Annotated in this window: 17 protein-coding genes; 7 read left to right on the top strand and 10 right to left on the bottom strand. The window is 60.5% G+C overall.

Going from position 1 to position 21,828, the window contains the following annotated elements; all coding sequences use genetic code 11:
- Positions 1–128 precede the first annotated feature (128 nt).
- A complete protein-coding gene (locus AC57B6_RS24400; RefSeq protein ID WP_496422259.1) occupies positions 129–1,169 on the top strand; it encodes an alpha/beta hydrolase in 1,041 nt (346 codons plus the stop codon).
- 93 nt (positions 1,170–1,262) lie between these two features.
- The gene (locus tag AC57B6_RS24395) at positions 1,263–2,732 is read left to right on the top strand and encodes an ATP-binding protein (RefSeq protein WP_496422258.1); all 1,470 of its coding nucleotides are present in this window, start codon (positions 1,263–1,265) and stop codon (positions 2,730–2,732) included.
- Between the two features lie 53 nt (positions 2,733–2,785).
- On the opposite strand, the gene AC57B6_RS24390 is transcribed toward AC57B6_RS24395, so the two are convergent.
- Positions 2,786–5,731, bottom strand: a complete 2,946-nt coding sequence (locus tag AC57B6_RS24390; protein WP_496422257.1) for an ATP-binding protein — start codon at positions 5,729–5,731, stop codon at positions 2,786–2,788.
- A 310-nt stretch (positions 5,732–6,041) separates the two neighbouring features.
- On the opposite strand from AC57B6_RS24390, the gene AC57B6_RS24385 reads away from it, so the two are divergent.
- The gene (locus tag AC57B6_RS24385) at positions 6,042–6,971 is read left to right on the top strand and encodes a LysR substrate-binding domain-containing protein (RefSeq protein ID WP_496422256.1); all 930 of its coding nucleotides are present in this window, start codon (positions 6,042–6,044) and stop codon (positions 6,969–6,971) included.
- Between the two features lie 492 nt (positions 6,972–7,463).
- Here AC57B6_RS24385 and AC57B6_RS24380 read toward each other — a convergent pair whose 3' ends face one another.
- Positions 7,464–7,775: a DUF4148 domain-containing protein gene (locus AC57B6_RS24380; RefSeq protein ID WP_183796884.1), complete on the bottom strand. Its 312-nt coding sequence runs from the start codon at positions 7,773–7,775 to the stop codon at positions 7,464–7,466.
- Between the two features lie 333 nt (positions 7,776–8,108).
- Between AC57B6_RS24380 and AC57B6_RS24375 the strand changes: the two genes are divergently transcribed.
- On the top strand, positions 8,109–9,284 hold the full coding sequence (locus tag AC57B6_RS24375) for a porin (protein ID WP_496422255.1): 1,176 nt from the start codon (positions 8,109–8,111) through the stop codon (positions 9,282–9,284).
- Positions 9,285–9,465: 181 nt separating this feature from the next.
- On the opposite strand, the gene AC57B6_RS24370 is transcribed toward AC57B6_RS24375, so the two are convergent.
- From AC57B6_RS24370 to AC57B6_RS24360, 3 genes are all read right to left on the bottom strand, one after another.
- On the bottom strand, positions 9,466–9,753 hold the full coding sequence (locus AC57B6_RS24370) for a DUF1330 domain-containing protein (RefSeq protein WP_496422254.1): 288 nt from the start codon (positions 9,751–9,753) through the stop codon (positions 9,466–9,468).
- Between the two features lie 95 nt (positions 9,754–9,848).
- The gene (locus AC57B6_RS24365; protein WP_496422253.1) at positions 9,849–10,358 is read right to left on the bottom strand and encodes a hypothetical protein; all 510 of its coding nucleotides are present in this window, start codon (positions 10,356–10,358) and stop codon (positions 9,849–9,851) included.
- Between the two features lie 51 nt (positions 10,359–10,409).
- A complete protein-coding gene (locus tag AC57B6_RS24360; RefSeq protein ID WP_496422442.1) occupies positions 10,410–10,874 on the bottom strand; it encodes a DUF3331 domain-containing protein in 465 nt (154 codons plus the stop codon).
- 1,302 nt (positions 10,875–12,176) lie between these two features.
- On the opposite strand from AC57B6_RS24360, the gene AC57B6_RS24355 reads away from it, so the two are divergent.
- The 3 genes from AC57B6_RS24355 to AC57B6_RS24345 all read left to right on the top strand — a co-directional run bounded on the left by AC57B6_RS24355 (position 12,177) and on the right by AC57B6_RS24345 (position 14,564).
- Positions 12,177–12,404: a hypothetical protein gene (locus tag AC57B6_RS24355; RefSeq protein WP_496422252.1), complete on the top strand. Its 228-nt coding sequence runs from the start codon at positions 12,177–12,179 to the stop codon at positions 12,402–12,404.
- Positions 12,405–12,421: 17 nt separating this feature from the next.
- Positions 12,422–13,390 carry an LLM class oxidoreductase gene (locus AC57B6_RS24350; RefSeq protein ID WP_028194272.1) on the top strand — a complete coding sequence of 323 codons (969 nt, stop codon included), beginning with the start codon at positions 12,422–12,424 and terminating at the stop codon, positions 13,388–13,390.
- A 130-nt stretch (positions 13,391–13,520) separates the two neighbouring features.
- The gene (locus AC57B6_RS24345; RefSeq protein ID WP_406868924.1) at positions 13,521–14,564 is read left to right on the top strand and encodes an SDR family oxidoreductase; all 1,044 of its coding nucleotides are present in this window, start codon (positions 13,521–13,523) and stop codon (positions 14,562–14,564) included.
- Positions 14,565–14,772: 208 nt separating this feature from the next.
- Here AC57B6_RS24345 and AC57B6_RS24340 read toward each other — a convergent pair whose 3' ends face one another.
- From AC57B6_RS24340 to AC57B6_RS24320, 5 genes are all read right to left on the bottom strand, one after another.
- Entirely contained in the window at positions 14,773–16,527 is a 1,755-nt protein-coding gene (locus AC57B6_RS24340; RefSeq protein ID WP_496422251.1) for a GMC family oxidoreductase, read from the bottom strand.
- A 107-nt stretch (positions 16,528–16,634) separates the two neighbouring features.
- Entirely contained in the window at positions 16,635–18,125 is a 1,491-nt protein-coding gene (locus AC57B6_RS24335; RefSeq protein WP_178370465.1) for an aldehyde dehydrogenase family protein, read from the bottom strand.
- Positions 18,126–18,197: 72 nt separating this feature from the next.
- Entirely contained in the window at positions 18,198–19,871 is a 1,674-nt protein-coding gene (locus AC57B6_RS24330) for an AMP-binding protein (protein WP_496422250.1), read from the bottom strand.
- Positions 19,872–19,958: 87 nt separating this feature from the next.
- The gene (locus AC57B6_RS24325; protein ID WP_028194277.1) at positions 19,959–20,798 is read right to left on the bottom strand and encodes an enoyl-CoA hydratase-related protein; all 840 of its coding nucleotides are present in this window, start codon (positions 20,796–20,798) and stop codon (positions 19,959–19,961) included.
- 73 nt (positions 20,799–20,871) lie between these two features.
- The gene (locus AC57B6_RS24320) at positions 20,872–21,723 is read right to left on the bottom strand and encodes an enoyl-CoA hydratase/isomerase family protein (RefSeq protein WP_496422249.1); all 852 of its coding nucleotides are present in this window, start codon (positions 21,721–21,723) and stop codon (positions 20,872–20,874) included.
- Between the last annotated feature and the right edge of the window lie 105 nt (positions 21,724–21,828).

Below are 21,828 nucleotides of genomic sequence, written 5' to 3'. Positions count from 1 at the left end.
GGTGTCCGCATGAGAATAGCTTCAGACGGAATGTTCGTGATTGGCAGAACGACCCGCGCTCTACGAAGAGCCGCGCAAGGTGTCGATTCCGAGCATCCACAACGGCCCTTCTCATCGGAACCCGACTCATGAATCAACCCGCGTCCACCGCCACCTCCCAGCGCTCGACATCGACTCTGGTGAAGCCGTCGTCTGCACACCCGGTCCTGGATCCCGAGATCCAGCAATTTCTCGATCTGGTCGCAGAGGCCGGCCAACATCCCGATCGTTTGCTGCTTCAACAGCCGGTCTCGTCCAGCGAGTCGGACCAGCGGCAAGCTCAGTCCGCCGACCGGTTTCCTGTGACCACCCAAGATCTGACGCTGCCCACCGGCCCGACCGGTTCGGTCGATATTCGCATCCTGCGCCCGCTCGCCGCGTCGTCCGCGCTGCCCGCCGTCCTGTATTTTCCGGGCGGCGGATGGAGCATGGGCGATCGTCTCACCCATGATCGACTGATCCGCCGGCTGGCAGTGCAAGCCGAGGCGGCGGTCGTATTCGTCGAGTACACGCGCACGCCGGAAGCACGTTACCCCACGCAGAACGAGCAGGCCTACGCGGCGTTGCTCTACGTGGTCGAGCATGCCGGTGTGCTGGGAATCGATAGCCGGGCGATCGCCGTTGCCGGCGATGGCGCGGGCGGCAATATGGCTGCCGTGATCGCGCTTCTGGCCAAAGTGCGGCGCGGCCCGCGCGTCGCGCTGCAGCTTCTGTTCTGCCCAATTCTGTCGGCAAACATGACGTCGGACTCTTACGGCCGCTACGCCTACGGCCCCGGATTGACTGCGCTTGCGTTGCAATCGTTCATTCGCGCGCAGTTCCCCGTTGAACGCCTGACCGACACGACGGCGATGCCCCTCCATGCCACGACCGCCGATCTTGAAGGCCTCCCGCCCACCCTGATCATCACGGCAGAAAACGACGTGGTACGGGACGATGCCGAGGCCTACGCACGCAACCTGATGCGCGCCGGCGTTCAGGTCAATGCAACCCGCTATCTCGGCACGATCCATGACTTCGTCGTCCTCGAAGGACTCGCTGACACGTTCCTCACGGATGCCGCACTGATGCAAGCGTGCAACACGTTGAAAACGTCGCTGCGACTTGCGGCGAGCCCCGTGCTTTCCTGAAGCTACCCACGCGATCGGCATGTCATCAGAATTCGATGCGATTGCCGCTTGATCCGGGAACGTAGTTATTTTTCTTAATTGGGACATTGCATCATGATGAAACTGGGACGCTTCGACATTGACCTGGGAATGCGCCGCTTGCGGCTGGATGGGCAGTCCGTCCGCCTCGGGTCCCGCGCCTTCGACATTCTGGCCGTGATCGTCTCCGCAAATGGGCGCCTCGTGACGCGTGACGAATTGATGAAGGCAGTCTGGCCGGGCATCATCGTTGAAGAAGGCAATATCGACGTGCACTTGTCCGCCTTGCGCAAGGCACTCGGCGCAGATCGGGATCTCATTGTGACCGTCTCCGGCCGCGGCTATCAATTGGCACAGCCTCGGATGCCTGAGGCGCCTGAACAGCCGCGGGCCATGTCGGCGCTGAAACCCTCCTTGCCGGCCCGTCGCGCAGCGTTAGTCGGGCGCGAGACCGCGACCCGCCAACTGTGCGAGGCCCTGACGTGCTCGCAGCTAGTGACGCTCACCGGCACGGGTGGCATCGGCAAGACAAGTCTCGCGATTGACGTGGCGCATCAGAAGGCCTCCCAGTTCGATGAACGCGTGTCGTTCGTCGAGTTGACTGCGCTGACCACCCAGGAAGCGGTGCTGCGCGCGATCGCGGAAAGCGGCTCGCTCCCCGTGGACAGCGCCGGCATCACCGTCCACGCAGTCGCGGCGGCGCTCTCTGAAACGCCGCGCCTGCTTGTGCTCGACAACGCGGAACATGTTGTCGGCAGCGTGGCGGAACTCATCGAGCGCTTGCTCGCGGGAAACAACGCGCTGCGCGTGCTGGTCACAAGTCGAGAGCCCTTGCGTATCCGTTCGGAAGTGCTCTTCAGAGTGGACCCGCTGGCACTACCGAAAACCTGTTCCACCCACGAAGACATTCTGCAAAGTCCCGCCGTCGACCTGTTCATTCAGCGCGCGAACTCGCTGCCGGCCAATGTCCGCACCGATCGCGGCGAAATCCGCCTGATCGGCGAGATTTGCCGCAGACTGGACGGCATTCCGCTGGCCATCGAGTTGGCCGCGGCCCGGGTCGAAGCGCTGGGTGTCGACGGCGTGCGTCGCCGACTGGATGACCGGCTGGCAATCCTGACAGGCGGCTACCGCACCGCAATGCCGCGCCACCGAACGTTGCGCGCTACCTTTGATGCGAGTTTCGCGCTATTGAGCGAAACCGCTCAATGCCTGTTCCAGCGGCTCTCCCTATTCACCGCCCCGTTTACCTTCGAGTCCATGCATGCCGTTGTGTGCGATTCGGAACTGTCGGAAGAGGACGTGACCGATGGAATCGGCGAGCTGATTGCAAAATCCCTGGTCAACGTCAGTCTCGACGAATCGGAAGCGAAGTATCGGCTGTTCGAGTCCACCCGCGCTTACGCCGCCGACAAACTGCGAGAGCAAGCCGACATGTCGCGTCTTGCATCGCGCTACGCGCAGTATTTTTCGATGGACGCCGACGCACGCTCTGACCGTGAGGTCGCCATGGCTGACGCGCCGGCGGATTTGCTGGCTGCATGACCATGTGGACGACTCTCCGGCAATGCAAATCTGGTGAGACCAGGTCAGAGGCGTCACCCTGTCACGAGGGAACGGGGAGGCGGGTTCACGGAGACTGTCGCGCCTTGATGTTCTTGCAAAGCCAGAAGAAGTGCGAACAACGTGCGAATATCGGCAACCGTACTCTTCTCATCGAAGTCGTCGGCAAGCAAAGCAAGCAGTTCGATAGCCTCAGGCGTTCTGCCCCACTCGTGAAGCAGGCGGCCCAGCAAGATCGACGCCCGTAACGCCAACATTTTTGCGCCCTGCTCGCGGGACAGTTCAATGGATGTCTGGAAACAAGCGAACGCAGTGTTGAGTTTTTCCATAGCGGCCTCGCTATCGGCGTTGTGAGCGCGCGATTCGGCTTGAGCCAGTGTGCCACGCACACGCCACACCTCCGGCAGGAAGAAAAGCTCGCCATTCGCCTGGCAAAAATTCTGCGCCTCGCTCAGCCAGACGGATGCCCGGTTCAGGTCGCCGTCCGCAATCAGCGCTTCCGCGCAGGTAACGATCAATGGCGTAACCAGACGTCTGAAGCCGCGCGCAAGTAATGCCTCAAGCTTTTGCTCGAGCAATGCGGTCGCCGCCGCCCCTCGTCCGTCCAGTAGGTCGCGGCATGCCGCCAGACAATCGCAGTAATCCAGCCAGATTCCGAAACCATGCAGCGCGGCTTGCGATCGCATGATGTCGATATAGCGCGAGGCACGCTCCACGTCGCCGAACATTAGCGCGAGCGGTATCGCGGCCGCACCCAATACGTGCGTTAGCGAGGGTTCAAGCGTCTCCGAGCGCACCTGGTTGATGAGGGCGTCAAGGCGCGACAGCGACTCATCGGTCTTGCCCTCCAGCCAGGCAATTCGGACCAGCGTGCCGTTGCACATCACAGCTGGATCGACGGCGAACTTCCCACCGCCTTGCGGTCTGCTCTCCAGCCGTTCGAAGCGCTCCACTGCCTGCTCGAGAACCCACCGTGCCTCGGCGTGCCGGCCAAGGCAGTGCTGGGAAATGGCGAGCAGTTGATCCCCAAGGATAACGTGCCAGGCCATGCCGCTCTGGCTAACGAATTGCTGAAACCGCCTGGCGTAATGCTCCGACGCGTGGATATTTCCGGCGGACAGCATCGCGTTCCAAAGCCCCCAGAGGGCGCGGGCGTGGCACGGCCCGTCGCCGGTTTCCTCTGCGAGCGCAAGCACGTTTCCCCACAGTTCCACCGGCTTCGAGACATGGCCGCCAGCATAAGGCAACACAGAGGCAAGCGTAGCAAGCAACCGCATTTCCGCGCGAGTGTCGACCGATGCCGGGCGCAATTCATTCAGCGCTTCAATGGCCTGCTCGGCGCGCATGCAACATTCGTCGATCAGTCCCGTCTCGAGTAGCACCTCTGTGAGACTGGCGGCCAGTCCTACGCCGATTTGGACATCGCCTTGCTCAGAGAACGCCCAATCGAAAGCACTACGTGCGTTCTCCAGCCACTCATTGAGTTCTGTCTCCCGGCCGGATGGCTCGGAAGGGCTATCGCCCGATTGCGGGTGCCAGCAGCGAGAAAGGTAAGACGCATGGCGCGCGGCGATCCGCTTCTGCTCGCCCTCGGCGAGCAGCTTTTCAAGCGCATAGGCACGCGTCGATTCGGACAGGCGATAGAGGCTTACCGGTCCGTCGAACTCAACGTTGACCAGCGATTTCGCCACCAGATCGTTAATGCAACTGATCGCGTCCGCTACCGCATAACTTTCGTCGCAGACCACCCCGCACATCGCCTCGAAATTAAAGCCGCCGCTGAATACCGCGAGCCGCCCGAAGAGTAGCTGGCTTGCCGGATTCAGCAGGGAAAAGCTCCAGTCGAAGGTCGCGCGCAAGGTTTGATGACGCGGCAGCGCGGTTCGGTAGCCGCCCGTCAGTAATGAAAAGCGGTCGTTCAGGTAGCGATGAACCTGCTCCAGGCCTAGCGCTTCCACGCGTGCCGCTGCCAACTCTAGCGCTAACGGAATGCCGTCGAGCCGACGGCAGATATCGCCGACAAGATGAATATTCGCGCCGACCGCATCCCTGCTTTGTTGCAGCGTATTCGCCCGCAACAAGAAAAGCCGGATCGCTGAACACCCCAAAATCTCAGCCTCGGTCGAACCCGGCGTGGGGACATCGAGTGGCTCAACCTTGTAGATCGTCTCGCCCATGATACGCAGCGGTTCGCGGCTCGTGACAAGCACCCGCAGGTGTTCGCAGTCCGCGATGAGCCTGTCGACTACCCAGGCGACGGCGTCGATCACATGCTCGGCGTTGTCGAGCACGAGCAGCCTTCTTGTGCCGGACAGCGCCGCAGCCAGTTGCGATATCTCGAGCGTCGCGTCAGCACTGCACAGGCCGCATGCTTCTGCGATCTTGCGCAAAACCGCATCGTGCGTGGTTACAGTGGCCAATTCGACGAAACAGACCGTTCCGTAGAGGCCATCCGAGGCACGGCGGGCAATTTCTTTGGCGAGGCTCGTCTTGCCTATTCCGCCGGCACCCACCAGCGTCAGCAGATGCGCGGTCTGGAGCAACGTGCGGATTTCACCTACCGAGGTGTCGCGACCGGTTAATTCGATGTCGCGGAATATCGCGCCCCGTTTAAGCGAGGCGCGGGAGTCGGTCACGGTCGCCCGAACGGCCCGTGGTCGTTGATTCAGATGATAGCCACGGCCCGGAATGGTGACGATCAGGCTACGATCCGCGCCAAGCGCTTTACGCAACGCGGACAGTTGCACATGGATATTGCATTCGTCGACCACGGTCTCCGGCCAGACGGCGTCCATCAATTCGCTTTTCGTTACGACCCGCCCGGCGGCGGAAGCGAGCACGGCAAGAATCTCGAAGGCGCGCGATCCCAAGGGTACAATTTTGCCGTCCTGGAACAGCGTTCGAATCCCCAGATCGATTTGAAAACGGCCCAACTCGATCACGCCACTACCGGGGTTCGCAGGTCGAATGGAATCCGTCATCTTCTTACTCGTATTTGAGGAGGCAGATCCTTATATCCGTTTGCGCCAAAATCTTATCGCATGCAGACAGTAAAACACACGGGTGTGAAAAAGCACAAGCGGTCGCAGCGAAAGCAGGCAAACGCTGAATTCTGAGGGCACTCAGGCCCGACGTTAATGGCAATTTTTTGTTGACCGTGACGGCGCCTGTCGCACGAGGCTCGCGCTTGCCACGTTATTGTTTTTTGCAACATCACGCTGCGAGTGTGCCCGCTTTACGCGCGTCGAGATACGGGTCCATAAACAAATCTCTTTTGAACAAAAGTCAACAATGAACGTCACCCTCGACGAATTGGAAGCCTTCATCGCCGTAGCCAATACAGGTTCGATGACAGCGGCCGCCCGCCAGCTTGAGCAGACGGTGTCGGCAACAAGCCGAACATTGGGGCGCCTCGAAGAAAAACTGAGGACGACGTTAATGCGTCGAAACACGCGCAGGATGGCGTTGACCGAGGAGGGGCGTCTTTTCCTTCAACACGCCCGCTCCATTATCGACTCCGTAGAGAACGCAGAAGAGCAGATGGTTGCACGACGTGAGAATCCGTCGGGACTCTTGCGGGTCAATGCCGCGTCACCTTTTATGCTGCACGTAATTGCCCCACTCGTGAAAGGCTTCCACGAGCGTTATCCGCACGTTCACCTGGAACTGAACACGAACGACGATATCATCGATTTGCTCGAAAGTCGGACCGACGTCGCGATCCGGATTGGCCAACTGAAGGATTCGACGCTGCACAGCCGCCTCATTGGCAGCAGCCGCATGCGTGTTCTTGCAAGTCGGGAATACCTTGAGGCGCACGGGTGTCCACGCAAGGTTTCTGATCTTCGCAAGCACGCCCTACTGGGTTTCACGCAACCAGAGTCGCTCAATGTATGGCCATTGCTCGGGATCAACGGTGAACCTTTCCGTATAGAACCCACGCTTAGTTCGTCGAGTGGGGAGACGATTCGTCAATTAGCGCTCGAAGGCGTCGGTATAGTCTGCCTGTCGGATTTTATGACCCACCGAGACCGCGACGCAGGACGCCTTACTCAGATCCTGGCTTCTCAGACTAAAGAGGTTCGACAGCCGATCCATGCTGTGTACTATCGCAATACAGCGGTCTCTTCGCGAATAGCTTCGTTCGTCGATTATCTGATCGAAGAAATTACCGGCGCCGGGACAACGACGCATCAGACTAAGTGGGCGCATCAAGTATAGATGAGCTACACGGCGCGGCTCTCGGCCTCGAAGATGGCAAATTGGGTTCGACTGCCCCCACTGTCGGAGATCCTGCGAAGAAAGGTCGCCGCGAGGCTGAAGGCGCGAGCGACGGTGCCATGATGAATGGGCTGATCCTGCGGGCACCCCAAACAAGCCTCCATGAACGCCGCTGTCAGGAGGCTGGCACTTCGATGTCAAAGCTGTGAACGGCGAACATGCGTCGCCGAGTTTTCTCACACGACATACTCGCGCGGGGGGTGCCGGTCGAGAATGCGAAAAAAACCCAGACCATCAAGGTCCGGGAAAATCTAGCAAACTGGGGCGCCCGCTGGAGGAGGTTCGATACGAAACCGGCTCGCTGCCGGGCATTGCCGCGATAGCGAGTCAGTTATTGAAATGAGAGCGCGCAACGGGTGCTGTGCGCTCAGATGCGCGGTGCTCAATGACTAGATGCGTTCAGCATCTTGTTGGCTATCAGGTATCAAGGCATTAAGGATGGTTGTACATCGCGTTCCAGTCCGCCTTTGACACTGCCGGGCGTCCTGCTTCCGACGAACCGCTCACCACTCCGCCGTAACTATTTGCCGCGCCGTTCTGCGCAGCAACCTTCGCTTCAGCAGCCTGAATTTCAGCCGGATAGGTCGCATCGTTACGGGCTGACGGGTCATAGCCTGCCTTTTCGAGTTGAATCAATTCAGCGCGCACCTGCGCACGGGTCACTGGCTGGCTCGATTGGGCGAACACGGCAACCGGCGCTGCAAGGGCAGCGGCGACGACGACAGTTTCAATAAGGGACTTCATGGTACTTACCTCGAGACTTTGTTTTGTCCTGCTACGAACACCTTGTTCGTAACCATGAGCATATTTTAGGTAAGCGGACGCTTAAGATTAAGCCCGAGGTCAGGAAGGGATTGTTGCAATATATAGGGCAAACCCTGATTCTCGCGGAGGGTTGCCACCAAAAATACCGCCACGAGAGGCGGGCGCAACCCACATGCCGACACAGCAAATAAACAACACTCCGCAATTGGTATCTGTGCTTCCACGAAATGACAGACTACGCTTCGTTCACGGTTCTATTGTTCGAGCGTTGAAAAACTTTCCCGGTCACTTACCAATTACTGTGGATTGCTAATGAACAAGATACTTATTTCCGCGGCTACTGGCGCGCTTTTCGCTGCCGCGGCATCGTCGGTATTTGCGCAAAGCTCGGTCACGCTATACGGCATTGTCGATGAAGCCGTCCGGTATCAGACGAATGCCGGCCCCGGTGACAAAGACCAGGTCGCCATGACATCCGGGCCGGAAACCCACAGCCGCTGGGGCCTGAGGGGCAGCGAGGATCTGGGCGATGGCTGGTCCGCAATCTTCCGCCTTGAAAACGGCTTCGAAGCTTTTAATGGGCAACTACACGTCCCCGGCACCCTGTTCAGTCGACAAGCTTTCGTGGGTCTGTCGAACAAGACGTGGGGCTCGCTGACTTTTGGCAGGCAATATGCGCCGGCCTATGACACCTTGGGCGACATCTTCGACCCGCTGACCGTTGGCAACTATTGGCAAAACAGCTGGATGTATAACGGCATCGGCCCTTACCTCGAAGTGAACAACTCGGTCAAGTACAAGGGCAGCTTCGATGGCCTGGATGTCAATGCCCTTTACGGCTTTGGCAACCAGGCCGGCGCGGTCGGTCTCGGCGCCACCTATGCCGTGGAACTGACGTACACGTACGGCCCCGCCATGCTCAACGCGGGCTTCCAGCAGGTCTCCGTTCCGACATCTGCGACTGGCTCTTCGGTTGGCACCAGTGTCGGCAGTTCAATCAATGGCGCCAAGACCAACTTCCTGCACATCAGCGGCGCGTTTCAGATCACCCACGACATCCGCCTCCTGGCCGGTTGGCTGCGGGGACAGGACAAGACGGGTTTGACCGACAGCTACATGCAGCAATCTGGCGCGCCAACACTGAAAGGTGGCAGTCCGAACCGTATCGACGACACTTATTACGTCGGTGCGAACTGGCACGCCATGCCTGCACTGCTGTTCACGTTCGCCTACTACTACGGGCAGACGCGCAATGCTGAGCTGCTCGACGGCACGCTCGGGAGGGGGGTGAACCAATCGGCCACCGTTCTCGCCGAATACTCGTTCACGAAGCGCACGGAAGTCTACGGGATCACGGACTTCGCGCGCGGCACAGGCGCCTTCTCCGCCGACTACCCCGGCGGGGTCAACGGCGAGGGCGTTCCGACCAACACCATCGGCCGGACCAATCAGGTAGGCGTGGCAATCGGACTTCGCACGATGTTCTGAAGACGCATTCGTACCCTCCGACGCGGGCAGCGAAAAGGACAGCGGGCCGCCCGCGCAGCGGTTTCATGCAACCGGAAGTGACAGAGGGGCGGTCATTATTCACTTGAACAAATCCCGGCCCTGAGACTTGCGACGCACGCGCTAAACGGCGGCAGGGCGTGCGTCGCTCAAACGTATTTTGTCAGACGCCTTCGACGAGAACTGCGCGATAGCGCGCGCCCCTGAATCGGTGCTGCACAACCTCCTGATACGCCGGGCTGTCGTACCACGCACGCGCGGCAGCTGTCGACGGAAACTCCACGATCACGACGCCCTCTGGCGCGTCGCCCTCCAGGACCTGCTGAGGTCCGTAGGCAGCGAGAATCTTGACAGGATGACCTTTGAAGGTCTCGCCAACCTTGCTTTGGTAGACGTCGAGCTCAGCCTGATCCTGCGTGCTTTCCCTTGTGAAGACAATATAAGTCGCCATGACGTGCGCTCCCGCAGTGGTGTGAAGGTGCACAGGATAATGCCATGAAACCGCATTGCGCCTCCATACGCAGCGTCGGCGCGGATGCCGACCCGTTACCTGGGCGAGACAACCGCCCGATCATTGCAGACCGACATTCCCCGAATCGATCGCCGCCGGAATTTCCCAAGGCGATCTCCCTCCTCGCGTCGGACGCCTGGCGGACCCACTTCGACAATACGAGGTTCTGCCATGCAGGAGCGGTTCAACACGACTGGCGACTCTCCGGGAAACTGCCCTGAGAGTCTGCGCAGGTCGCGTGTATTGAGCGCGATGCGCACGTCGCGCAGGCTTTCGATCGACGGATGGGTGAGATTGGCACCCTGGAGGTGGAGAATGTTCGCGTCCGAGGCACTACCGATACCGAAAAAGGTCGCGGTCGTCGGCGAAACGAGGGGCGATATCAATGCCCATTTTGGGCGAGCCATCAATAGCAACTTTCCGAAGCTGCAGTTGACGTCGTCGGGATGCGACGGCTGGAGTGTCTCGGCATCAGCCGATCGCATCGGATCGTAGTCAGCTTGAATATGCTGCTTGTTGTCCGGGAACCCGAGTGGCCAGGTCATCTTTCACCTGCACTTCGATAGCATTCGAGCGCGTGGGAACCGGTAGATGCTTCAAGTATCTCCGCCACGCATGGCAAACGTCGGACGTGTGGGATCACTGAGTGCAGCGTCTTCCCGAGACAGTGCGGCGGGAAGGATCATCTCGCCTGCGTTGGCGGGGCGGGGACGCGAAAACGGCATGAACACGGGTGTCCCGGCGGCGATTGCGCGCCCGCTGAGCACGCACGTCCCCTTATGTGGTGCATGCCTCAGTCGCCACATCTGCTCTGCGTAACAGCACCCCTGCGGATCACGCCAGGAAACGGTAATGGCGTTCTGGTCCGGCCGGTCGAGAACGACCACCAGTTGGTTTCGGCTGTGAGGATGCAGCCCGGACCGACGCTCTGCGTCGCGCGTCGGCGCTGTCCGGCGTAGAAGTCCCTGCGACAGAACAGACGGGTGATCGGTTGGCGTTTTCGATCGCAGCAGATCGAGAATGCCCGACCAGATTCTGCGCTGCTGCCGCCTCGTGACCATGACGTGTTGTCCTCCGTACTGAGCCACCAGCCTCTCAACCGCATCATCGAAGCGACACCACCGCATGAAAACCCTGCTCCATCGCAGAAAGCCGCGGTCTCACGGACACCGGCCCTGGGCGAGGAGATGACCTACCGTTAGCCAAGCAGGTTAGCTACCCTGATAAATATCGCACGACAGCCCGATCACGCACGGTTGAGCTCCCCGGGTTTTGCCATAACCATTCCGTCCGCCGGGCTGGGCGCCGTAGTCCCAGACATTGTCGCGGTCCATCGGCCTCGCGGGCTGCGTTGCATTCATTGGCTGCTGCCCGGATGACTGATCGACATTGCCCGACGGTTGCATTCCTTAAGCGTCGGCAGCACCAGCCGCCGTGAGCAAAAATATCGCAACGACCGCGGACGGTTGCACCTTCATTTCATCACCTCTTCGTAGTCAACGGGTCGCACCAGCAACTCCGGCTTAGCTGGGGAGCGACTCCCCACAAGAGAACGCACGACTGAACCGTCGCGAAAAGTGAGCCGCGGCGTTACTCGCGTATCTCGAGATCGAAATCCAACAAGATTTTCGAACGTGCGAAACCTGCTTGGGATCTTCGGGCCAGATTGCCCGAGCCTATATTTCCAGGGGATTGGGAGGGTGCTGAGTGCAGCGCGCCTGGTTGGGAGTCCAAGGTGCGAGTCGGCGTCCGAATTGGCAATGTCAACGGACGTTGTGACCGCTCGGCATGTAGCGTTCGCCCCTTCAAATATGTTATAGCGCAGGCAGTGACACAGAGTTAGCGAATAATCGAGTCAGCCCTCCGGATGCTGTGGAGGAGGCTTTTGCCAATGAAGGGAGTACGAGGTCGTGAGCGACATCGCGCAGCGTTCCCGCGAAGTCCGTCCCTCTTGCCGATTCAGTCATTCGGATAACGCGAGATGAAGCAAGATTTCGACACGTTTTGACAGAAACTAGAAAGAAACGCCGCCCTCCTCGCTCTAAACTTAATCCCGTCGCCCGAAGGGTTGTAGTGCAAATAGCGATCAACGGACCGGTTAGCGTGTCGGACTGACCGAATTGAGAGTTCGCGGTGAGCAAGCTGAAGAGTCTGGACGGACCGTTCGCCAGTCGCCACTCTGCACCTCAAAAATACCACCATGCCTACCGCCCGGAATGTGGTTCTCGCCGCCCATTAAGGTATCCTGATCTGATGGCGTTAGCTCGCCAAAATCGTCTATTTGTACGCGGCGCTACTTCCCGCAGGTGAAATCGCTGGTGCGCGCTTTGACCGTGAACACGCGCTGGAGTCGGTCAAACACGATGTCGATTACATGGTGCGAGGAAACCTTGGAGTCCGTCCTGCTGCTCGGCCGTCAGGCCGTGCTGACTCTGCGGGCGTCGGAACTCGAAGCCGACGCGGTGACCGACGAAGTGCACAAATGCGATGCCGAACGTTCTGCCCTGGAAACATCGGGTAGCCCCTTTGAAAGCGCTGATCAGATACGTGCTCGCTGGCGTTTTTTCAGCCCTCAGAAATCTATGTGTTGAAATATGCAGGCCAGAGCATGTTTACTCCAAATTCCATTCCCTATCAGCAACAACCTGGCTTTCAGCGCACCTACCGGCAAGGCCGCCTGAGCCTGGGTCTTTTCTTTCCCCTCGAAGCCTTCACCGGCGACACCCCGAGTATGCTCGACCAGGTGAGCCTGGCCCACCGTGCCGAAAAGCTGGGTTTCTCTGCTCTCTGGTTTCGCGACGTGCCGTTACGCGACCCCAGCTTCGGTGATTCGGGCCAAGTCTTCGATCCGTGGGTCTACCTGGGTTTTATGGCGGCACACACTCGCTCGATTGCGCTGGGTACCGCGTCGGTCATCCTGCCAATCCGTAATCCCCTACACACCGCCAAGGCCGCAACCAGTGTCGATCAGCTCAGTGGTGGCCGCCTGCTACTCGGCGTGGCTTCCGGCGACCGGCCAGTAGAGTTTCCAGCATTCGGTGTGGACCCGGAGCAGCGCGGCAGCCTGTTCCGCGAATATCTCGAGGTATTTCGCAAGGTTCAGCTCACCAGTTTCGTGCCTTTGACCTGGTCCGGCGGCAGACTTGAGGGGGCAGATCTGATTCCCAAACCGACCACGGCGGAAATTCCTTTCTTCGTCACCGGCCATAGCCGCCAGACGCTGGAGTGGATCGCCCGCTGCAGTCATGGCTGGATCACCTATCCGCGTGCGCCGAAGGCTCAGCAGTTGATTGTCGAGCGCTGGCGCACGGCGGTTCGTGCCGAATGTGGTGAACTGTTCAAACCCTTCACCCAGTCGCTATACATCGACCTGACAGCTAACCCGCAGACACCACCGCGGCCGATCCACCTGGGCTACCAACTGGGACGACATCACCTGATCGCGCTGCTGCACAGCTTGCAGGAGGTCGGCGTTAACCATGTAATCGTCAATTTGAAATACGGCCAACGCCCCGCAGGGGAGGTCATTGAGGAGATCGGTGAGTTCGTTCTGCCTGACTTCGTCATGTCAACCTAAGCCGGCATGGTGCTGGCAAGCGACGAACGGCGCTTTCTATCGATGCCGCTTCGCGGGACTGGGAAGTAGCAGACATGAAGTCGCGATTGACTGAACATTCTCGTTACGAAACTCTGGAGAGCAGACGAACATGAAAACAGTAGTCGTAGCAGGCGCGGTTGGAGTTATCGGACGCGGAGTACTCGCACACTATGAAACCAGGGGAGTCGATCTGGTCGCCGTTTCCCGACGCGCACCTGATTTCCCGACCCGCGCCAGGCATTTGGCCGTCGACTTGCTGGACAGAGAGTCCTGCGAAGCGCTACTTGCACAAGTACCGGAAGCGACGCATCTCGTGTTCGCAGCCTACCAGGAGAAGCCAACGCCTGCGGAACTGGTCGCAGTGAATCTGCGGATGCTGAAGAACACGGTTGAGGTCATGGAGAAGTACGCTCCGAAGCTGCAGCACGTCACGCTGATGCAGGGAGGCAAGGCATACGGCGTGCATATTGGCCCGATTCCGTCGCCCGCGAAGGAGAGCGACCCGCGCCATATGCCACCGAACTTCTACTACGACCAGGAGGATTTCCTTCGGGAACGTTCAGTCGGCAAATCGTGGTCCTGGACTGCATTTCGCCCCGAGGGCGTCGCAGGGGTGGCGGTGGGCAATCCCATGAATCTGCTGATGGTGATTGCCGTCTATGGCACCTTAGCGAAGGCTCTGGGCGTTCCAATGTCTTTTCCCGGCCCGCGCGCCGCTTACGACGCGCTCTACCAGATCACCGATACTCGAATTCTCGCGAGCGCCGTCGATTGGGCAGGCGAGACCGACGCATGCCGAGGCGAGATTTACAACATCACGAACGGCGATTACTTCAGATGGTCTCGCGTCTGGCCGCGTCTGGCGGGGTTTTTCAATGCGCCGGTCGGTGAGCCGTTCCCCATGTCGTTACAGCAGATGATGGCCGACAAGGCAGAACTGTGGAACAGGCTGGTCGAGAAGCACAACCTTCGAGACTACCCGTATGACCAAATCGTATCGTGGAAATTTGGCGACATGATTTTCAAAACGACCTTTGACAACATCTCCAGCACGATAAAGGCGCGCAAACATGGCTTCCATGATTGCATCGATTCAGAGGAAATGTACATCGAGATGCTGACCGATCTCAGGGAGCAACGTTACATTCCCTGACAGCTTCCGTCGCGCGAAAGCCGTCATGTAAAAATTCGGCCACCGACGTTGACATGACCACGACGGCCGTAACGGGCAAACGGCTGCAGCACGACAAAGGGGGCGCCCTCCGCACCATTACGCCAACGGCGGTGGCGTTTACGTGCACTCAGGTTGCGTGACAGACAATTGAGCATCGGCCGGACAAACCAGGGCGAAGCCACAGGCCTCACAACCGCGCCATCGTTCTATTAGTGATCACTCCGCCGTCCCGCTGCGCCGACAACAACCCGTCGGCGATCTTCTCCGCCACCATGATGGTGGGTGCGTTCGTGTTGGCACCCGGAACGACCGGAAAGATCGACGCGTCGACAACTCGCAATCCCTGCACACCACGCACCCGCGCAAACTCGTCCGTCACGGCCAGTGGATCGTCGGTGCCACCCATGCGGCAAGTACACGAGGCATGCCATACACCAACGCACGCGCTCCGAATGAAAGCGCGCAATGCAGTATCGTCTCCGAGCAATTCGTCCAGCGTCGGACCGCCGGCCACGACACGCCGCATCAGGAAGCTGCGCAAGGGTGCCGGACCGTCGAGCAGTTTCGCCAGTACATCCGTGATGAATCTGTTCTTCGCGCTCAGCATCGCTACCTGCCGCACCTTCTCACTGTAACTGGCGGGAAAAGGATCTTTGGTCACGGCCTGCATGCTCGCACTCGCCTGCAACAAGGCCATGCGCTGGAAACCGTCGACGAGCCGGTCCAGATCGCGTTCGTCGTCCAGCAGATTCAATGCGACGTTGGGTCGAACACGCCAGTCGCGCGACTGCAGCGTAACCTCGCCTCGCTTCGAGAACGGGTTGTTGACGTAGTTAAGCAAGGTGCCGATGCGGCGGCCCACCGCGTGCCACGATGTTTTCGTGACGCCGAGAATCAGCATATCGCCTTGCGGCGCACCGCCGATCATCGACGAATAGCGCGCTCCGATGCGGATATGGTGGCGCGTCACATCGTTGATGCGCGCGCCGTCGTCGATGAACGACGCCAGTGCGATCGACGGATGTTCCATCAGGTTCTGCCCGACACCCGGCAGCGCCGCCACTATATCGACGCCGAGATCGCGCAGATGCGCGACCGGACCGATCCCGGAGCGCAGCAGCAACGCCGGCGAACCGATTGCGCCCGACGAGACGATGATCTCGCCGCCGCCCACGCGTTTGCCCTTGTCGCCTTCCTGAATCACGACGCCGGTGCAACGCGTGCCATCGAAGATCAGGCTCGATACTTCGGTGCCGGTTCTGATCGTCAGGTTCGGCCGACTGCGCGTCGCCGCGTCCAGGTAAGTCGTCGCGACCGACACGCGCTGCTCGTTGAAATTGGAAATCGCAATCGGGAAATAGCCGTCGCGGAAGTCGCCGTTCTGATCCGGCAGATAGTCATAACCTTGCGCCTCGAGTGCCGCGGCGACAGCTCGCGCATGGCCGCACCATTGCTCGGGGAAAATGCGCCGCACACGTATCGGCCCATCCGTGCCGTGCAGCGCATCATGAAAGTCAATATCCGTTTCCATTCGCTTGAAGAATGGCAGCACGGATTGCCAATTCCAGCCCCGCGCGCCGTGCGCCTCCCAGGCGTCGTAATCGGACGGCGCCCCACGATTCAAGAACTGGCCGTTGATCGACGAACCGCCGCCGAGAATGCGTGCCTGTTCATACTTGCGTGCGCGCCCCGCTACGCCGTTGATCCGCACAGTCGTCGCTTGCAACTCCGGCCAGACGTAGTCGGGATTCAGATAAGCGGTGCCCGGATAGCTGTCGAGGATCGCGGGCGGTACGTTGTCGAGCGAAATGTCGGCGCCCGCCTCGCAGAGAAGCACGCGGTTGGCGGCCTTCGCTGACAGGCGGCTCGCCAGTACGCAGCCGGCCGATCCGCCGCCGACGATGATGTAGTCGAAATGCTCAGAGAAAGACGTTGCAGGCATGTGGCACTCCTTTCACATGCGCGCGCGGTAACGCTGCGGAAATCGCGCACTTCGGGTTCGAGCGGTTGGCTGGTCGGGGCAGGTGCACGAGCGCATGGCATCCATGGCTATGCATTGATCCACACCGCCTTGGTATTGAGGAACTCCTCGACGTGTTCGCGTCCAGACTCGCGGCCGTAACCGCTCATCTTGTAACCGCCGAACGGCACCGCTGGATCCATCGCCTGATAGCAATTGACCCACACGGAACCCGTGCGCAGGCCACGTGTGACCTGCTGCGCCGTGGCGAGGCTGCGGGTCCACACGCCGCCGCCGAGGCCGAAGTCCGAGGTGTTGGCACGCGCGATCACGTCGGCCGCGTCGCTGAAACGCAGCGCGGAAATCACCGGACCGAAGATTTCCTCTTTCGCGATGCGCATCTCGTCGCGCACGTTGGCGAACACCGTGGGGCGCACGAAGAATCCGTTGCTCAATTCGGACTGGCCAGCCGGCAGGCCTCCGCCGAGCAGCGTCGCGCCTTCATCCTGACCGGCGCGCAAATAGCCGGCGACGCGCGCCAATTGTTGCTCGGACACGAGCGGCCCGAGCTGCGTGCCGGGGTCGGCGGGATCGCCAACGCGCAATGCATTGCCGAACGCCGCGACCTTTTCGACGAACTCGTCGTACACCGCCTCCTGCACGAACAGCCGCGTGCCGGCGCTGCAGATCTGCCCGGAGTTGGCGAATACCGCCATCGCGGCAGCCGGCACCGCGGCGTCGAGATCGGCGTCGGCGAAAATGATGTGAGGCGATTTACCACCCAATTCGAGCGATAGACGCTTGATGTTGCCGGCCGACGCCTCGATGATCTTCTGCCCGACGTGGGTGGATCCGGTGAAGGCGATCTTGTCGACGTCATGGTGCGCGGCCAATGCCGCGCCCGCGTTACCACGTCCGGTGACCACGTTCAGCACGCCCGGCGGCAAGCCCGCTTCGAGGCAGAGTTCTCCTAACCGCAACGACGACAGCGGTGACTGCTCAGCGGGTTTCAGCACCACCGTGCAGCCGGTGGCCAACGCCGGGCCGATCTTCCACAACGCCAGGGTCAGTGGTCCATTCCAGGGCGTAATGGCGCCGACCACACCGACCGGCTCCTTCACCGTGTACGAAAAGATATCGCCTGGAACCGAATTCGGAATTGTCTCGCCATGAATGCTCATCGCAAGACCGGCGTAATAACGAATCAGACCGACGGCACGCTCGCGCGAAGCACGCGTGCGCAGCAAAGGTGCGCCCATATCAAGCGTATCCAGCGACGCCAGTTCTTCGTAATGTTCGTCGAGGACATCGGCGAGGCGCAGCAGCAGCGCCTGGCGCCCGGCCGGCTTGAAACGGCTCCACGGCCCTTCGAAAGCCTTGCGCGCCGAGGCGACAGCGCGATCGATATCGACCGCGTCGCCATCGGACACGGTCGCGATCACGCGCCCCGTAGCCGGATTGATCGACGTGAACGTCTGCCCGGAGGCTGCGCACACATGCTGACCGTCGATCAGTAGTCGTTTCTCGCCTTCGCGAAGGAAAGTCTGCTTGTCGCGCAAGGCGTCATTGAATGACATCATGCCTGTCTCCTGTGAGCGGCGGCGTGACCGCTCCGTTTTGTATCGCGAGCTTTCGCACGCGGCTTTGAGTCTCTATGCGATCGACGTCTTCGCGACAGGCGGGACTGCGCTTTGCGAGGCGACGCGTGGCTCGCTGATCAACTCGCCCGCCGCGATCTGCTCACGCAACCTGTACTTCTGGATCTTCCCCGACGACGTTGCGGGAAACTCGTCGACGAAGAACCACAACGCCGGCGTCTTGTACGCTGCGAGCCGCGCGCGGCAGAAGGCGTGCAGGTCGTCGGCGGCCGGCTTCGGTGCGTCGGCTTTGAAGCGAACCACCGCAGCCACGATTTCGCCCCACTTCGCATCCGGCGCTCCGACCACCGCGACCTGTGCAACGGCCGCGTGGGTCCACAGCACGTCTTCGATCTCTTTCGGGTAGATGTTCTCGCCGCCGCGGATGATCGAATCCTTCAAACGCCCGGTGATGCGCAGATAGCCGTGCTCGTCCATTCGTGCCTGGTCGCCGGTGCGCAGCCAGCCGTCCTCGCGAAGCGTGCTTTTCGACGCTTCGTGCATGTCGAAATAGCCGAGCATGGATTGATAACCGCGTGCCCAGATTTCGCCCGTCTGGCCGAGCGGCAGAGTGGCGCCGGTTTGCGGGTCGGCAATCTTCACTTCCATCTGCGGCGCGGGACGTCCAATGGTTTCGGCCTGGCGCTCCGGTGTGTCGTCCGGAAAGGTCTGGCAGATGACGCCGTTCAGTTCCGTTTGCCCAAACGTGATCGTGAAGCGGCAATCGAAAGTCTGCATGACTTTGACCACCAGCGGCGCGGGCACGGGCGTGCCGCCGCTCATGATCATCTTCAGACTCGTCAGATCCAGTCGCGGCCGGCTCGGGTGCTCCATCAACGCGATCACCATGGTGGGCACCGCATGAATGTGATTGCCCCGCTCCGCGGCGATCAGGTCGAGCATGAAGGCAGCGTCGAACTGCGTGAGCATCACGAACGTGCCCAGCCGCGTGAACGCGCCCAACTGACTCCCCGCGCAGCCGCCGACGTGAAAGAGCGGCATTGCGCTGATCCACACGCCGCCTTCCGGAAAGTTCGCGCGCAACGATGCGAAGCGTGATGCGTTGACCAGGCCGCGATGGTGCAGGCACGCCCCCTTCGGAAAACCGGTGGTACCGGACGTGAACTGAATCTGCACCATATCGGTGGCTTGCACGCGCGGCAATTCAACCGGCGTGTCGCCAGCCTCGCAGAATCGCGCCCAGTCGTCGAAGCAGACCGTCTCGCGCAGATGCGGCAAGCTCGGAGCAATCGCGTCGACGATCGCACGTTGATCGGTGTTGCGATACGCCGCCGTGAAAAATATCCCCGCTGCTCGGGCACTGCGCAAAACATGGCGGACTTCATCGGCGAGATAGGCGGGGTTGACCGTCACGAGCACCAGACCCGCGAGACTCGCGCCATGCTGCAACAGAATCCATTCGGCGGAATTGGGCGACCACACCGCCACTCTGTCGCCGGGAGCGAAGCGTTTCAGCAAGGCAAACGCCACCCGTTCGGCGGCACTCAACAGTTCGCGGTAGGTCCAGCGGCGCGTGGCCTTCGTGGCGGCGTTGCCTTCCACGAACGCAATTCGATCGGGCACCTGCCGTGCGGCGTCACGCAACACGTCGCCGAGCGTGGTTTCCCACAGATCCGGAGCGCGGTCCGCTGGCCAATATGACTCTTCAAGTTTCAACTCAGCTTGCATCCCGTTTCTCCTTCCTGCCCGACGTCGATGCAGACTGGCGGTCCGCATCACGTGTGTCCCGTTTCAGCGTACAGCCGACTGCGCGGTTCACGGCGCCGCCAACGCAGCGAACGCCGGCGCGCGTTTTTCCTGCATCGACTTGACGCCTTCCTGATAGTCGGGCGCCTTCATCAGTTCGCCGATCAGCCGCTTCGAATCTTCCACAGCAGCGCCCACGTTGGCGCTCAGCAACTCGGCATAGACCTGCCGCTTGGCGGTTTTGACCGCGATCGGCGAGGTGGTCTTCGCAAGGTCTTTGGCGATCTGCATGATCCGCGATTCGAATGTTTCCGCTTCGAACACGCCGTTCAGCCAGCCCATCCGGTCCGCTTCCTCGGCAACCAGCACGCGGCCGGAGATCAGAATATCCATGGCATGCGTCAGACCGACGATGCGCGGCAGTATCCACGCGAGCCCGTATTCGGCCGGCAGGCCCAGGCGCGGCGTCGAGGTGGTCAGCTTGGCGCCGCTCACGGCATAGCGCAGGTCGCAGAACGACGCGAGTGCAACGGCAATGCCCGCGCAGGCGCCGTTGATCGCAGCGATCACAGGCTTTTGCAAACCCCAGTGCCAGACCATCTCGTGATCGAATTCCTCACGCACACCATGTCCCGGTTGTGGCAACGCCTGTGCGTTGGTGCTTTCCACATAATCCTGTTTTGCGTCGACGTAGTGATCGAGCGCCTTGAAATCGGCGCCGACGCAAAACTGCCGCCCGGCGCCCGTCACGACGATGACCCGCACCTCCGGATCCGCGTCGTGACTCGCCATCAGCCAGCGATACTCCTCGTTCATGCGTTTGGTCCAGGAATTGCCGCGACCGGGGCGGCTCAAACGCACAATCGCCACGCCATCTTCCTTGCTCGTTTCCGTGACATGCAGATTCATACTCGTCTCCTCTCATGTGCATGCGACAGGCGCTCAATCACGGCGCCGTCGATGTCCGCGCAACGCAGGCGAATCAGTCGAACACCTTGTTGCGCTCCTTGAAGGCAGCAGTCGTGCCCTTGTCATGCCGCTCGCGCAAAAAGTTGTATTCATCTTCTTCCAGCCGAAGATTGGTGCCGAGCGTGTGGCCTACATAGCCACGATAGAACTGCTGAGAACCACCCAGACTGTCGAGCGCCATCTGGAACATTGCCTTGCCGGTGACGAGCGCGTCGCGTGGGTGTTGCGCGACGCGGCGGGCCCAGTCTTCGACAGTGGATTCGAGTTGCTCCTGCGGCACGCTTTGATTCACGAGGCCAAGGCGTTCGGCATCGCGGCCGTCGAAGTTGTCGCCCAGCAGCAGTAACTCGCGCGCTTTCTTCGGACCATAGGTCATGATCTGCGTATTCAGATGCCACGTATTGCCGGCGAGTCCAAGGCGTTGTTCCGAATGACTGAAGCGGGCGTCGTCCGCGGCAATCGCGAGGTCCACCAGTTCCACCAGATAGAGCCCGGCGCCCGTGCACCAACCCTGCACCTGCGCGATCACCGGCTTCAGCGAATACTGGAATGCCATGTAGTTCTCGCCGAGCTTGCGGTCGCGCAGCAAGCGCGAACGCTGACTCGGCCGGCGCGGTTTCACACCGGGCTCGGTCACTTCGAGGCCGTACGAACGCACGGCGTCGTTGTAATCGTGCCCGGAGCAGAACGACTGCCCTCGCCCCTTCAGGACGATCACCTTGATGTCGTCGTCGGCCTCCGCTTCATGCAGCGCTTCGACCAGCGTGTCGAGGTCGTCGAATTTCAGCGCGTTGTGCTTTTCGGGACGATTGAGGATCAACCGCGCAACCGGACCGTCTTTCTCGACCAGGATCGCTGGTTCCATACATAGCTCCATGCAAAAGGTTACCGACCGCGAGGACGGGGCCGCCGACCGTTCAATCCGGTCTACTGCGCCAGCGCTCGAATAAATGCTACATCGTTTGACTAA

The organism is Paraburkholderia sp. BGA-UO-ETr-F12 (genome assembly GCF_059567945.1).
The sequence above is the reverse complement of the archived record's forward strand: the minus strand, read 5'-3'. Positions and strand labels throughout refer to the sequence as shown.

Excerpts from the sequence above, each read along its gene's own strand:
- AC57B6_RS24370 (WP_496422254.1), bottom strand. The coding sequence starts at position 9,753 with ATGGCGACTTATATTGTCTTCACAAGGGAAAGCACGCAGGATCAGGCT.
- AC57B6_RS24340 (WP_496422251.1), bottom strand. The coding sequence starts at position 16,527 with ATGCCTGCAACGTCTTTCTCTGAGCATTTCGACTACATCATCGTCGGC.
- AC57B6_RS24400 (WP_496422259.1), top strand. The coding sequence starts at position 129 with ATGAATCAACCCGCGTCCACCGCCACCTCCCAGCGCTCGACATCGACT.
- AC57B6_RS24355 (WP_496422252.1), top strand. The coding sequence starts at position 12,177 with ATGTCGATTACATGGTGCGAGGAAACCTTGGAGTCCGTCCTGCTGCTC.
- AC57B6_RS24345 (WP_406868924.1), top strand. The coding sequence starts at position 13,521 with ATGAAAACAGTAGTCGTAGCAGGCGCGGTTGGAGTTATCGGACGCGGA.
- AC57B6_RS24385 (WP_496422256.1), top strand. The coding sequence starts at position 6,042 with ATGAACGTCACCCTCGACGAATTGGAAGCCTTCATCGCCGTAGCCAAT.
- AC57B6_RS24360 (WP_496422442.1), bottom strand. The coding sequence starts at position 10,874 with ATGGTCACGAGGCGGCAGCAGCGCAGAATCTGGTCGGGCATTCTCGAT.
- AC57B6_RS24390 (WP_496422257.1), bottom strand. The coding sequence starts at position 5,731 with ATGACGGATTCCATTCGACCTGCGAACCCCGGTAGTGGCGTGATCGAG.
- AC57B6_RS24330 (WP_496422250.1), bottom strand. The coding sequence starts at position 19,871 with ATGCAAGCTGAGTTGAAACTTGAAGAGTCATATTGGCCAGCGGACCGC.
- AC57B6_RS24335 (WP_178370465.1), bottom strand. The coding sequence starts at position 18,125 with ATGATGTCATTCAATGACGCCTTGCGCGACAAGCAGACTTTCCTTCGC.
- AC57B6_RS24325 (WP_028194277.1), bottom strand. The coding sequence starts at position 20,798 with ATGAATCTGCATGTCACGGAAACGAGCAAGGAAGATGGCGTGGCGATT.
- AC57B6_RS24320 (WP_496422249.1), bottom strand. The coding sequence starts at position 21,723 with ATGGAACCAGCGATCCTGGTCGAGAAAGACGGTCCGGTTGCGCGGTTG.
- AC57B6_RS24380 (WP_183796884.1), bottom strand. The coding sequence starts at position 7,775 with ATGAAGTCCCTTATTGAAACTGTCGTCGTCGCCGCTGCCCTTGCAGCG.
- AC57B6_RS24350 (WP_028194272.1), top strand. The coding sequence starts at position 12,422 with ATGTTTACTCCAAATTCCATTCCCTATCAGCAACAACCTGGCTTTCAG.
- AC57B6_RS24365 (WP_496422253.1), bottom strand. The coding sequence starts at position 10,358 with ATGACCTGGCCACTCGGGTTCCCGGACAACAAGCAGCATATTCAAGCT.
- AC57B6_RS24375 (WP_496422255.1), top strand. The coding sequence starts at position 8,109 with ATGAACAAGATACTTATTTCCGCGGCTACTGGCGCGCTTTTCGCTGCC.
- AC57B6_RS24395 (WP_496422258.1), top strand. The coding sequence starts at position 1,263 with ATGATGAAACTGGGACGCTTCGACATTGACCTGGGAATGCGCCGCTTG.